Source organism: Streptomyces sp. SID14478, assembly GCF_010548525.1.
Classification (GTDB): domain Bacteria; phylum Actinomycetota; class Actinomycetes; order Streptomycetales; family Streptomycetaceae; genus Streptomyces.
In genome coordinates this window covers 1-12,238 of record NZ_JAAGMG010000776.1, presented here as the reverse complement: position 1 = coordinate 12,238, position 12,238 = coordinate 1, and the positions used below count along the sequence as shown (strand labels likewise).

At 72.6% G+C, this 12,238-nt stretch carries 12 protein-coding genes; 7 read left to right on the top strand and 5 right to left on the bottom strand.

The window, feature by feature from the left end:
* Positions 1 to 81 precede the first annotated feature (81 nt).
* Positions 82 to 1,071 (top strand): 2,3,4,5-tetrahydropyridine-2,6-dicarboxylate N-succinyltransferase, encoded by a 990-nt coding sequence (gene dapD / locus G3I40_RS25290; RefSeq protein WP_164304412.1) that lies wholly within the window; start codon positions 82 to 84, stop codon positions 1,069 to 1,071.
* A gap of 634 nt (positions 1,072 to 1,705) precedes the next feature.
* Here dapD and G3I40_RS25285 read toward each other — a convergent pair.
* Entirely contained in the window at positions 1,706 to 2,044 is a 339-nt protein-coding gene (locus tag G3I40_RS25285; protein ID WP_164304411.1) for a hypothetical protein, read from the bottom strand.
* A 319-nt stretch (positions 2,045 to 2,363) separates the two neighbouring features.
* The gene (gene dapA / locus G3I40_RS25280; RefSeq protein ID WP_164304437.1) at positions 2,364 to 3,257 is read right to left on the bottom strand and encodes a 4-hydroxy-tetrahydrodipicolinate synthase; all 894 of its coding nucleotides are present in this window, start codon (positions 3,255 to 3,257) and stop codon (positions 2,364 to 2,366) included.
* 212 nt (positions 3,258 to 3,469) lie between these two features.
* Here dapA and G3I40_RS25275 point away from each other — a divergent pair, with 212 nt between their 5' ends.
* The 4 genes from G3I40_RS25275 to G3I40_RS25260 all read left to right on the top strand — a co-directional run bounded on the left by G3I40_RS25275 (position 3,470) and on the right by G3I40_RS25260 (position 5,478).
* The gene (locus G3I40_RS25275) at positions 3,470 to 3,721 is read left to right on the top strand and encodes a hypothetical protein (RefSeq protein ID WP_164304403.1); all 252 of its coding nucleotides are present in this window, start codon (positions 3,470 to 3,472) and stop codon (positions 3,719 to 3,721) included.
* The gene (locus G3I40_RS25270) at positions 3,718 to 3,900 is read left to right on the top strand and encodes a hypothetical protein (protein ID WP_164304410.1); all 183 of its coding nucleotides are present in this window, start codon (positions 3,718 to 3,720) and stop codon (positions 3,898 to 3,900) included. The genes G3I40_RS25275 and G3I40_RS25270 overlap by 4 nt, the downstream gene beginning before the upstream one ends.
* Before the next feature lie 187 nt (positions 3,901 to 4,087).
* Complete coding sequence (locus tag G3I40_RS25265) at positions 4,088 to 4,726, top strand: winged helix-turn-helix domain-containing protein (protein WP_164304409.1); 639 nt, start codon at positions 4,088 to 4,090, stop codon at positions 4,724 to 4,726.
* 5 nt (positions 4,727 to 4,731) lie between these two features.
* Entirely contained in the window at positions 4,732 to 5,478 is a 747-nt protein-coding gene (locus tag G3I40_RS25260; protein ID WP_164304408.1) for an SRPBCC domain-containing protein, read from the top strand.
* Position 5,479: 1 nt separating this feature from the next.
* Here G3I40_RS25260 and G3I40_RS25255 read toward each other — a convergent pair whose 3' ends face one another.
* The gene (locus G3I40_RS25255) at positions 5,480 to 7,324 is read right to left on the bottom strand and encodes an endonuclease/exonuclease/phosphatase family protein (protein WP_239091931.1); all 1,845 of its coding nucleotides are present in this window, start codon (positions 7,322 to 7,324) and stop codon (positions 5,480 to 5,482) included.
* A gap of 255 nt (positions 7,325 to 7,579) precedes the next feature.
* Between G3I40_RS25255 and G3I40_RS25250 the strand changes: the two genes are divergently transcribed.
* Entirely contained in the window at positions 7,580 to 9,013 is a 1,434-nt protein-coding gene (locus G3I40_RS25250) for a hypothetical protein (RefSeq protein WP_164304407.1), read from the top strand.
* Between the two features lie 91 nt (positions 9,014 to 9,104).
* Here the strand turns inward: G3I40_RS25250 and G3I40_RS25245 are convergent, their stop codons facing one another.
* Positions 9,105 to 9,869, bottom strand: a complete 765-nt coding sequence (locus G3I40_RS25245) for an SDR family oxidoreductase (protein ID WP_164304406.1) — start codon at positions 9,867 to 9,869, stop codon at positions 9,105 to 9,107.
* A 128-nt stretch (positions 9,870 to 9,997) separates the two neighbouring features.
* On the opposite strand from G3I40_RS25245, the gene G3I40_RS25240 reads away from it, so the two are divergent.
* On the top strand, positions 9,998 to 11,455 hold the full coding sequence (locus G3I40_RS25240; RefSeq protein ID WP_164304405.1) for an alkaline phosphatase PhoX: 1,458 nt from the start codon (positions 9,998 to 10,000) through the stop codon (positions 11,453 to 11,455).
* A gap of 45 nt (positions 11,456 to 11,500) precedes the next feature.
* Here the strand turns inward: G3I40_RS25240 and G3I40_RS25235 are convergent.
* Positions 11,501 to 12,238: protein kinase (locus G3I40_RS25235; RefSeq protein WP_164304404.1), on the bottom strand; the 738-nt coding region annotated here is incomplete at its 5' end.

The following is a 12,238-nucleotide window of genomic DNA, read 5'->3' as shown; positions in this document are numbered from 1 at the left end:
GAGAAGGTGCACCGGCCCGCTCCCTGAGATGCCGCCGCGGCTGGTTGGCCTCGGCGACCCCGTGCCGGTTAGGTTGCCCTCATGACCGACACCACTGCTCCTCGTTCCACCGGCGCCATCGCCGCAGGCCTTGCCACCGTCACCACCGACGGCACCGTTCTCGACACCTGGTTCCCCGCCCCCGAGCTGGTCGCCGAGCCCGGCCCGGCCGGGTCCGAGAAGCTCTCCGCCGACAAGGCCGTGGAGCTGCTCGGCGAGGGCGCCGCCAAGGCGATCGGTCCCGACGCCCGGCGCGGTGTCGAGGTCGTGGCCGTGCGCACGGTCATCGCGTCCCTCGACGACAAGCCGCTGGACGCCCATGACGTGTACCTGCGCCTGCACCTGCTCAGCCACCGCCTGGTCAAGCCGCACGGCGTCAACCTGGACGGCCAGTTCGGCTTCCTCGCCAACGTCGCCTGGACCTCGCTCGGCCCGGTCGCCGTCGACGACGTCGAGAAGGTGCGTCTGAACGCCCGCGCGGAGGGCCTGCACCTCCAGGTGACGTCCATCGACAAGTTCCCGCGCATGACCGACTACGTCGCGCCCAAGGGCGTGCGCATCGCCGACGCCGACCGCGTCCGCCTCGGCGCGCACCTCGCCGAGGGCACCACGGTCATGCACGAGGGCTTCGTGAACTTCAACGCCGGCACGCTCGGCACGTCGATGGTCGAGGGCCGCATCTCCGCGGGCGTCGTCGTCGGCGACGGCTCCGACATCGGCGGCGGCGCCTCCACCATGGGCACGCTGTCCGGCGGCGGCAACGTCCGCATCGTCATCGGCGAGCGCTGCCTCGTCGGCGCCGAGGCGGGCGTCGGCATCGCGCTCGGCGACGAGTGCGTCGTCGAGGCCGGCCTGTACGTCACCGCGGGCACCCGCGTCACGATGCCGGACGGACAGATCGTCAAGGCCCGCGAGCTCTCCGGCGCCTCGAACATCCTCTTCCGCCGCAACTCGGTCACCGGCACCGTCGAGGCCCGCCCGAACAACGCGGTGTGGGGCGGCCTCAACGAGGTACTGCACAGCCACAACTGACCCGCCGACGGCCGAACTGCCCTGAACCTGCAGGCAGTTGGCCGCGTCGGAGACTGACGAGCGCCCTTCCACGGCCCCGAGCGGGCCCGGGAGGGCGCTCGTGCGTGAGCCGGGATCAGGGGGGTGCGTCTGCGGCGGCGGACGACGAGGGCGAGGGCGAGGAGCCCGGTCAGGGCAAGCGCTTCGGTGCCCGCGACGGCGGCGCGTGACGTACCGCCCGGACCGTCGGTTCCGCCGACGGCCTCGATGGTGAGGGGAGCGGTGTTGTTCCTGTGGTCGGCGTCGTCGCGCAGGTGATCGGCCGGGGCGTCGATGCGGATCGTGCCTCCGGTGAGCCTGGACGGGTCGTCGATCCGCAGACGGAAGGGAAGGTCCTTGTGGTACTTGTCCCGGAGCAGGGGGACGACGTTGAAGCCGTCGGTGCTCCGGTCGTAGTCGCACACATAGCGCGTTCTGACCTTGCTGAGGGGACGGCCGCAGTCTGGTGAGGTGCTGAGCACGGTCACGCCCTCGGGGACCCGCACCTCGACCTCGGCCAGCGGGCTGCTGTTGTCGGCGTCCCCAAGGGCCGGGACATTGGCGCCGTGGTAGTCCAGCGCCAGGTCGGCCGTGAGGGTGGCGCCCTTCCTGCCTCTTAGCGCGGCTCCCGTCGCCGCGAGGTCCCACGCGTTGTCCACGTGCACGCCCAGCCGGCTGCCTTGCAGGACTGCGGGCTTGCGGGCGGCGGGCGGCACGCTGCCGGTCCGCCGCGCGAGGGCGCGAGGGTCAGCGCCGTGCCCCGGCCTCGGTGGACGTCGCGCCAGGGGCCCCGCCAGTCGCCGGTGGCGCTCTCCACGCGCACGGTCTCCCAGAGCCCCTTCTCGTCCGCCTCGACGGCGATGGGTGCCAGGTCGATGGACTCGCCGGGTTCGAGCCGCATGTCGACCAGGCACGACGCTTTGCGGTGCGCCTGGTTCGCCGGGTTCTGCTGCACCTCGGTGCCGTAGCGGCAGTTGCTGTACTCCGTCGTGAACGACAGCTCCTCGGACTACGTGACTGCTCCCCGCGGGCGCCGTCGGCACGTCCACCGGGCCGGGCCCGGGCGTCGTCGCCGCGCCCAGGAGCAGCCCTCCGCTCAGCATGACAGCCGCCATCGCACACACCCGGCCGGGCGGGGCTCGCCTGATCATGTCTCCCTTTCGCGCCTGGTCCCGGCGAGCCTCAGGTGCACCGCCTGCACCATGAGGACACGTGCGGGCGGTGCAGGGTCGTACGAGCCTCCGAAGCGCGCGGCCCCGCGGGTTCGTGCGCGGTCACCGCGCGGCAGCAAGCTCCCGGTACGCCGTGAGCAGGGCGTCGGTCGTGGGGGCGTCGGCCGGGCGCAGCGGTGGGCGCACGTGGCCGCCGCCCGGCAGGCCGAGTGCGTCCAGGAGTGCCTTCGTCGTGACCGTGCCCGGCAGGCCTCCGGCCATCACTAACTCCGTCAGGGGGAGGGTGAGTTGTTGGCGCCGCGCCGCCTCGGCCGTCTCGCCCGCGTCGTACGCGTCGACGATGGCGCGGAAGGCGGCGGGCACGACGTTCGCCACGGTCGAGACGTAGCCCGCCCCGCCGAGCGCGTACAGCGCGAGGACGTACTCGTCGCAGCCGGTGTAGTACGCCAAGTCCGTTGCCCGCATGACCTTTTGCGTACCGAGCAGGTCGTACGCGCAGTCCTTCACGGCGACGATCCGGGGGTGCTCCGCGAGGCGGATCATCGTGTCCGCCTCGATGCGGGTGCCCGTGCGGCCGGGGATGTCGTACAGCATCACCGGGAGGTCCGTCGCGTCCGCCAGGTCCAGGAAGTGGGCCCGGACGGCGTCCTGCGGCGGCCGGCTGTAGGAGGGTGTGACCGCCAACAGGCCGTCCGCGCCCGCCTGTTGGGCCTGGCGTGCCAGCGCCAGGGTGTGTGCCGTGTCCGACGTACCGACCCCCGCGAGGACCCGGGCCCGGCCGTCGGACGCCTCGCGCACCGCCCGTACCAGAGCCGCCTTCTCCGCGTCCGTCGTGGTCGGGGACTCGCCGGTCGTGCCGGACAGGACGAGCCCCTCGCAGCCCTCGGTGACGAGCCGGTCGGCCAGCTTCTGTGCGGCGTCCAGATCGAGGGCGCCGGTCTCGGTGAAGGGCGTGACCATGGCGCACAGGGCGCGGCCGAAGCCGCCGCGGTTCATCTCGCTCATGGGTGCAGTGTCGGCCGTCCCATCGTGAAGCTCCACTTAAATCTGCTACGAGATGAGGCGGAGCGCTGCTGAAGGATACGGGGTCAGGGGGGCTCCTTCCGGTCGATTTCCGCGATTTTTGGCCGAGAGGGGCCCTTCAGGTTGCGCGCCCGGAATCCGATGAACTGCACAGAAGACGCAGGCCGGTTCACAAGGAGTCCGTGGTGCGAGACGTGGCGATGGCGCTGGCCATGCCCGTGCTGATGTGTGCAGGGGGTATCTACGCGGCGGGCGAGGCGTGGTGGCGGCGCAGACATCCGGCGCCGCCGCCGTATTCGCAGGCGGGACTGCGCCTCGCGGGGGAGCGGGCGGTCGCCGCGGCCGAGGCGATGGTGGCCGACGAGTACGCGCTGATCCTCGCCGACCCGGGCGCGGACGGTCCACGAGGGGCCGGCGCGGCGACGGGCGGCGCTTGACCTCAAGCGAGGTCGAGATCGAGATCGAGGTCGAGGTCGAGGTCGAGGGCGAAGGGTGGTCCCCGCCGATCCGGTCCCGCAGTGGAGAACCCATGGCCGCCGTGCGCAGCACCGTCCCGCCCGACCCGACCCGACCCGCCCCGACGCCGGAGGCGCCTCCCCGTCCGCGTGGGACGTGAGCGCGCCCGGCGGGCAGTCGGCCGCGCTCGACGCTCTCGCGGAGGTCTGGCCTAGCCGGGAACGGCCACACCCGGGGCTGCTCTCCTACTCCCTTCTCCTACTCCCTGTCGGCGCGTAGGCCCGAGCCCATCGGCCGAACACTTCACTCTCCTGGACAAAATAAATTGTCGGTGCGATGGTGGAGGCATGTTCGACGTCACCGTCATCGAGGACCCGGCCGCCGCCGCGGTCTCGCTCGACCCGACAAGGGCCCGGCTGCTGGCCGAGCTGACCGTGGGGCCCGCCTCCGCCGCGATGCTCGCGCCCCGCGTCGGGCTGCCGCGGCAGAAGGTGAACTACCACCTCAAGGCGCTGGAGAAGCACGGGCTAGTCGAGCTCGCCGGGGAGCGGCGCAAGGGCAATGTGACCGAGCGGCTGATGCGGGCGACCGCGGCGTCGTACGTCATCTCGCCCGGCGCGCTCGGCGCCGTGCAGCCGGACCCGGACCGGGCCCGCGACCAGCTCTCCGCGCGCTGGCTGCTCGCGCTGGCAGCCCGGCTCGTCCGGGACGTGGGCGCGCTGGTCACCGGTGCGGCGAAGGCCCGCAAGCGACTGGCGACGTTCGCGCTCGACGGCGAGGTGCGGTTCGCCTCCGCCGCGGACCGGGCGGCGTTCGTCGCGGAGCTGACGCAGGGCGTCGAGGCGCTGGTGCGCAAGTACCACGACGGCGGCGCCGAGGGCGGTCGCGACCACCGTGTGGTGATCGCGCTGCACCCCAAGGTCAAGGAACCCGCTCACGACGGGGCCGATCAACTACCCACCGCAGTAAGTGAAGTGACGGAGTGACAGTGATGGCTGACAACAGCGGCAAGGAATTCGAGATCCCGCGCGAGTTCGAGGTCGGCGCGAGCCCCGAGCAGGTCTGGGAGGCCGTCACCAACGGCACGGGCGGCTGGCTGTGGCCCATGGAGTACGAACCCAAGGAGGGCGGCGCGGGCCCCTTCCACTCCGTGCTCACCACCTGGGACCCGCCGCACCGGCTCACCGTCCGCTCCGAGGACCCTGCGGCGCTGCCCCCGTTCCAGACGCTCAACCAGCTCGACTACACGATCGAGGCCCGCGACGGCGGCAGCCGCGCCTGGGTCCGCTACGTCCACAGCGGCATCTTCACCGACAACTGGGACGAGTACTACGACGGCGCCGACAAGCACACCGACTTCTACCTGCACACCCTGCGCGAGTACGTCACGCATTTCGCGGGCCGCCCGGTCGCCTTCGCCACCTTCGACGGCCCCGGCGCGTCGGCGAACCGCGAGGCCCTCGGAGTGGCCGGCCGCGCGCTCGGCCTGCCCGACGACGCCGCCCAGGGCGCGCGGGTACGGGTCCAGGGCCCGGACGGGCGGACCCTGGACGCCGTACTCGACTACCGCGACGCGTACTTCATCGGCCTGCGCACGGACGACGCCCTGTACCGGTTCTTCGGCCGGGGGCCGTGGGGCGCGCCCGTGGGCATCAGCGTCCACGACTTCGCGGCGGACGCCGACGCCGGGGAGAACGAGCGGGCGTGGAGCGGCTGGCTCGCTTCGGTGTTCGGCTGAGTCACGGACGCAGGCGCAGCACCTGCGGGTCGTGGTCGCTGATCTGGTCGTGGAACTCGCTGTTGATGTGGACGCTGTCGTAAGCGAACGCGTCCTTCCAGCGGATCGACGGGCTGATCAGGATCTGGTCGAGGACCTGGCTGTTTCCCTGGTAGTCGTAGGTGTAACGCTCCTTCTTCGGGAGCGACTTGATCGCCGACCACAGCGCACCGCCCTTCTCCAGGCGCTGCGCCGTCCCCGAGAACTCGAAGTCGTTGATGTCGCCGAGCGTGATGACGTCGGCGTTCCGCTGGACCTTGAGGATGTCTTGCACGAAGGCGTTCACGGACTGGGCCTGCGCGTGGCGCTGGGTCTCCGAGCTGCGTGCCGGGGGCTGGTACTGCGAGGTCAGGCCCTGGTCGCCGCCCTTCGAGGCGAAGTGGTTGGCGATGACGAAGAGGGTCTTGCCGCGGAAGGTGAACTCGCCGGCGAGCGGCTTGCGGCTGGTCGTCCACGCGGTGTTCGCCGGGTCGATGCGGCCGGGCGACGCGGTGAGCGCGGCCCTGCCGTGCGCGGAGGTCACCCCCACGGGCGTCGTCGCGTCGCCGCCCGCGCGGTCGGTGAACGACACCCGCGTGGGATTGAACAGGAACACCTGGCGGATGTTGCCGCCGGGCTCGCCGCCGTCCGTGTCGTTCGCCGGGTCGATGGAGCGCCAGGCGTACGCCGGGCCGCCCGCCGCCACGATCGCGTCGATCAGCTTCTTCACCGTCACGTCGGCGGCGACCGTGCCGTCGTCCTTCGCGCCGTTGTTGTCCTGGATCTCCTCCAGCGACACGATGTCGGGCGAGCGGAGGTTGTGGACGATCGCGGCCGCGTGCTCCTCGAAGGTGGCGTCCGCCGGGTCGAGGTTCTCGACGTTGTACGTCGCCACGGCCAGCTCGTCCGCCTTCTGCTTCCGGGTCGTCTCGCGCGCGAGCCCCGCCTGCTTCAGCGTGCCCAACTCCCGTGCCACCAGCGTGTATCCGCCGAAGGAGTTGTAGTCGAGCGGGCCCTCGGTGGTGCCGGACAGGGTGTCGCCGACATCGGCGACGGGGAAGTCCGCGGTCGTGCCGAGCGACTGGACCTGCAGCCGGCCGGTGTTCTGGGACGCGTACGAGCCGTAGCGCGTGCCGCCCCGCTGCGTCGCGTTCTCGTGCGGCTTCACCGTGACCCACAGCTCCGCGTACGCGTCGCTGGCGGTCACCACCCGCGAGGAGCCGATCTTCACGTTCATGCCCTCGAGGGACTCGTAGTAGTCGAGGGCGTACTTCTTCGGCCGCAGCGTCAGCCCGTTCACGGAACCGCCCGCCGCACCGTCGCCCGCGGGCGTGTACGCGGCCGGGACCGACTTCGCGTCGATCCGCGTGACGGGCACCGCGTTGCCGGACGAGACGACGGTCACCACCGGCTTGGTGAGCTCGGTGAGCGACTGGTTGCCGGACGAGGCGCCGCCGGGCACGTACTCGGAGACCGTGCCCGACACCTTGACGGCATCGCCCACCCGCACGGTCGGCGTGGCACTCGTGAAGACGAAGACGCCCTCGCTGGTGGCCGGGTCGTCGTCCGGCGCCGTGTCCTGGAGCCAGAAGCCCCTGGACGAGCCGTACGTTCTGACGCCGGTCACCACGCCGGCCACGCCGGTGACCGCCTGCCCCGCGTACGGGGAGGTGCGGGTGGTGCCCTGGATGTCGTGGACGGCGACGTCGGCCGCCGCGTGCGCGGGGGCGGTCGCGATGACGCCGTACGTGGCGCAGGAGGCCGTGGCGACGGCCAGTGCGGCGAGGCGGGAGCGGGAGAACGGCAGGTGCGCGGTCTTGCTCGGCAAGGGATCCCTCCGGGGACGTACGAGTGGCGAGCGCCGGGACGAGGGTGGGGTCACGCAGAGGACGCGGCGGTGCGGCGGTGGGGCGGACGCGTCTTTCTACGCGCGTCAATCTCTTTCCTGGGCACGGGAGTTGTCAAGGTTTCGCGGGTGTCTCCCGGGCGACCGAAACCTGACGGGTACATGAACCGGGCGGCACGGGGTCATATCCGTCTAGGCTGAGCGGTCGCAACGTACGCCTCTGAGGAGAACCAGCCGATGTCAGACAGCTCCCCCCTGCCGCCGGTGCGGCTGCCCGCCGAAGCGGAGCTGGCGCGGGACGCCCTTGCCACCCCCCTCCTGTCGCGCGCGGCGCAGCTTGCCCGCTGGGCCGGTCCCGACACCCGGGTCGACTCCGGCGGCTCACTCGTCGAGGAGCAGCTGCCCGCCGCCGCGGCCGAACTGGGCCTGAGCGACCAGGAGGACGGCGCCGCGTACGCGAGCGAGGCCTGGCACGTCGCCGTCGACATCGGCCTCGTGGAGGTCGTGGACGAGGAGGAGGGCACCGTCGCCGTCGGCGAGGAGCTCGCCGCCCTCACCTCCGCCGGTCCCGCGGACGTGCTCGGCCTGTGGCTCGGCGCGCTCGACACGGTGCTCGCGGATGCCTGCGTGCCCGACCTCGACGACCTCGTGGACGCCATGGAGGAGGGCGGCGAGATCGACTTCTCGGAGCTCGACTGGGACCCCGAGGCGGAGTCCGAGTTCCTGGAGGGCGTGCTCGGCAACCTGTATCTGCTGACCGTCACCGAGGGCGGCGCCGGGGACGGCCCCGTCCCGCTGCCCGCGCTCGCCGCGTCGATGATCGTGCCCGACGACATGGGGGAGCCCACCGACGACGTCCTGGAACAGGTGTCGGACGCGATGATGCGGCTCGACGACCAGTTCCGGCTGCTCGACCCGATCGGCCTCGTGGAGTTCCAGCCGGTCGACGAGGCGCTGATGGCCGACATCGACTCGGAGGAGGCGGCCGCCGAGCCCGTCGACGAGTCCGACGTCTCCCGGTACGGCATGGTGCGGCTCACCCCGCTCGGCCTGTACGGGATCCGGGCGCGGATGCTGGAGGCCGGGGTGGACGCTCCGGCCGTCGGCGACCTCGCGGACAAGGGCGCCGACGTACTCCTCGACAGCACCTCCGCCTTCCCGGAATCGGCGGCGCAGGCCGAGATCGAGCAGTGGCTCTCGCGGCGTGAACCGCTCGACGCGGCACGGGAGTTGCTGGGCGCGGCCCGCGGTGCCGACGAGGGGGCGCCGCTGCGCCGGCTGCGCTGCCAGCAGGCCCTGTCGCTGGTCGGCCAGGAGGCCGAGCCGGCGCTGCGTGACGTCCTCGCCGACCCCGAGCTGGGCGGCCTCGCCCGGGTCTGGCTCGCCGAGCACGGCGCGACGGACGTGCCCGCGCCCTCGGAGGACCTGGTCTTCTGGCTGACCGTCGACACGATCGCGGCCCAGCTCTCCCTGGAGGGCAACTCCGACGAGCTGCAGGCCCTGGTCGAGGGGCTCGCCGCGCAGCACAGCGGGTTCTTCGCGGCGGCCTGGCGCGTCGAGCACCCGGCCACCCCCGACGTCCTGGAGGCGATGGGCCGCCTCCACCCGGACAAGAAGGTCGCGAAGGAAGCGCGCAAGGCTGCGTTCAAGGCGCGGTCGGCGCAGGGCTAGACGCGGCACGCGGCACACAGCGGCCCGAACTCCCGGAAGATACAGGGGAGTTCGGGCCGCCTTGCTGTCACGTGCGCGCGGCGGCCGCCCGTCAGGTGCGCAGGTACGAGGCGCCGTTGAGGTCCAGCACGGTCCCCGAGGCCCACTGCGCCCCGGGGGACGCCAGCCACAGCACGGCACCGGCGATCTCGTCCGCCGAGGCGACCCGGCCGAACGGGCTCTGCGCGCGCACCTCGTCGGTCAGCCGGTGCGCCACGCGCTCGGTCTCGATGAACCCGGGAGCCACCGACGCCACCGCGATCCCGTGCGGCGCGAGCGCGACCGCGAGGGACTGCCCGAGCGCGTGCACGGCGGCCTTCGTCGCCCCGTACGCGGGATGGTCCGGCTCGCCCTTGAAGGCGCCGCGCGAGCCGACGTTGACGATCCGGCCACCCGTTCCCTGCGCGATCATGCGGTGCGCGGCCAGGTGACTCAGGTGCGACGTGCCGAGCAGGTTCACCGCCACATGCTGCTGCCACAGCCGCACCCACTCCTCGTACGCCGTGGTCACGGGCGGGTGCGGCAGGTTCACCGCCGCGTTGTTCACGAGGACGTCGAGGCCGCCGAGCCCCTCGGCGGCCCGCTCGGCGATCGACGCCGCGCCCGCCGGATCACCGAGGTCACCGCCGACGAGGACGTGCCCCGAGCCGTCGAGCGAGCCGAGCGTGGCCCGCGCCTCCTCCTCCCGGGAGCCGAAGTGCACGGCGACCCGGTCGCCGTTCGCCGCGAAGGCGCGGGCGAGGGCGCGGCCGAGCCCCCGCGACGCGCCGCTCACCAGCACGCGGCGGCCGGTCTCCGGCACGTTCACTGAAGTCATGGAAGCGGGCCCCTCGACGTCGGACGGTGTTCAACCGCCGTTTATACGCGAGCGAGAACGTGTGGCCGAAACAGGGTCCGCCACCGCCCCACACGACCTCACTTCGAACTCCAACGGGAGACAGCCACATGTCGCTCACTCGCAGAGACTTCGCCGTGCGTTCCGCGGCCACCGGGGCGGGCGTCGCCCTCGCCGGGTCCGTCGGCGCCCTCGCCACCGCGCCGGGCGCGCTCGCGGCCACCGACCACGGGCACGACCACGACGGCGAGCACGGACACGGGCACGGGCACGACCACGACGGCGTCGGCTACGGCCCGCTGCTCGACGACCCCAAGGGCCTGCTGGCGCTGCCCCGCGGATTCTCGTACAAGGTCATCACGTACAGCGGGAGGACCAAGCTGGAGTCGGGCGAGTTCACGCCCTCCAACCACGACGGCACCTCCACCTTCGACGGGCCCCGCGGCACCACCCTCCTCGTCAACAACCACGAGCTGGCCGGCGCCCGCGCCGACTGGCCGCACCCGGTACCGCTCACCGACGGCCTCGTCTACGACCCGATGGCGGCCGGCGGCTGCACGGTCGTCGAGGTGCGCCGCGGCGGCGAGGTCGCCGAGTGGGTCGGCATCGCCGGCACCGCCACCAACTGCGCGGGCGGCAACACCCCGTGGGGCACCTGGCTGACCTGCGAGGAGACCGAGGACAAGGCCGGCGCGTACGGCTTCACCAAGGACCACGGCTACGTCTTCGAGGTCGACCCCTCCGACCGCCGCGCCAACCGGGCCCCCAAGCCGATCAAGGCGCTCGGCCGGTACGCCCACGAGGCCGTCGTCGTCGACCCCAAGCGCGGCCACCTGTACCTGACCGAGGACGCCTCGGGCCCCAACGGACTGCTCTACCGCTGGGTCCCGCCGCACGGCTTCCACCACGGCCGCGGCAAGCTGCGCACCCTCGCCGACGACGCGGGCGTGCTGCAGGCGTTCAAGTGCTTCGACTCCGGCGGCCGCTTCGTCGACGACCTCTCCCGCGCCACGAAGATCGGCACGACCTACGGCGTCGACTGGGTCGACGTCCCCGACCGGGACGCGAAGAAGGTCTCCACGCGCAAGCAGTTCCAGGACGGCGGGGTCACCCGCGCCCGCAAGCTGGAGGGCATGTGGTGGGCCGACGGCGGCACGTACATCGTCTCCTCGTACGCCCGTGAGGAGAGCCCGGTCCAGCACGACGGGGCCGTCTGGTTCTACGACCCCAAGCGCCGCACCCTCACCCTGAAGGTGCTGCTCGGCGTCAACCCCGACCCGTCGGTCGACGGCGCCTTCGACGGCCCGGACAACATCACCGTCTCCCCGTACGGCGGCCTGGTCATCGCCGAGGACGGCGAGGGCATCCAGCACCTCTTCGGCGCCACGGAGCGCGGCCGCACCTATCCGATCGCGCGCAACGAACTCAACATCGGCTCCGCGGACGAGCCGGAGTACAGCGAGTTCACCGGCGTCACGTTCTCGCCGGACGGGCACACGCTGTACGCCAACATCCAGACGCCGGGCATCATGCTGGCGATCACCGGCCCGTGGAAGCGGCAGCGCTGACGGGCCGGTACTGACGCGCACGCGGTGACGGGCGCGGGGCCCGGGTCATGGCAGGGAACCCCATGACGACGCGGCCCCGTGCCCGCTCGCGTCCGCGTCCTCGGCCTCCGCGATCCGCAGCCGCACCGACTCCTCGTGCTCGTCGAGCAGTTCGGCCATCTCCGGCCGTCCCCACCACGGGTGTTCGGCCGCACGGCCGCCGCACCAGTGGAGGACCTCCAGGACGGTCGGGCGCGCGCCGGGGTCCTTCGCCAGGCAGCGGCCGAGGAAGCCCGCCCAGTCGGCGTCCGGCACGCCGACCAGGTCCGGCTCCTCGTGCAGCGTGCGGTGCACGATCTCGGGGGCCGTGCCCGCGCCGTGCGGATTGCGGCCGGTCGCGGTGAGCGCGAGCAGCGCGCCGAGCGCGAACACGTCACAGGCGGTGCCTGCCTCGGCGGCGCCCGTGAGCTGCTCCGGCGCGAGGAAACCGGGGGAGCCGACCCGCTCACCGTCGCCCGAGGGGGCGCCGGTGAGGGCGGCGGTGATGCCGAAGTCGATGACGCGGGGGCCGTCCCGGGCGATGAGCACGTTCGACGGCTTCAGGTCGCCGTGCACCAGGCCCGTCGTGTGGATCGCGGTCAGCGCCAGGGCGAGGGCCGCGCCGAGTGCCGCGAGGTCGTCGGGCGCGAGCGGGCCGAACCCGGCCACCGCCTCCGAGACCGAGGGGCCCTCGCCGTACTCGCCCACGAGCCACGGCCGCTCGGCGTCCGCGTCCGCGTCGAGCAGCGCCGCGGTGAAGGGGCC

Bases quoted from the DNA above. Each gene is read 5' to 3' on its own strand.
- dapD (WP_164304412.1), top strand. From the start codon at position 82: ATGACCGACACCACTGCTCCTCGTTCCACCGGCGCCATCGCCGCAGGC.
- dapA (WP_164304437.1), bottom strand. From the start codon at position 3,257: ATGAACCGCGGCGGCTTCGGCCGCGCCCTGTGCGCCATGGTCACGCCC.
- G3I40_RS25265 (WP_164304409.1), top strand. From the start codon at position 4,088: ATGTTCGACGTCACCGTCATCGAGGACCCGGCCGCCGCCGCGGTCTCG.
- G3I40_RS25260 (WP_164304408.1), top strand. From the start codon at position 4,732: ATGGCTGACAACAGCGGCAAGGAATTCGAGATCCCGCGCGAGTTCGAG.
- G3I40_RS25250 (WP_164304407.1), top strand. From the start codon at position 7,580: ATGTCAGACAGCTCCCCCCTGCCGCCGGTGCGGCTGCCCGCCGAAGCG.
- G3I40_RS25245 (WP_164304406.1), bottom strand. From the start codon at position 9,869: ATGACTTCAGTGAACGTGCCGGAGACCGGCCGCCGCGTGCTGGTGAGC.
- G3I40_RS25240 (WP_164304405.1), top strand. From the start codon at position 9,998: ATGTCGCTCACTCGCAGAGACTTCGCCGTGCGTTCCGCGGCCACCGGG.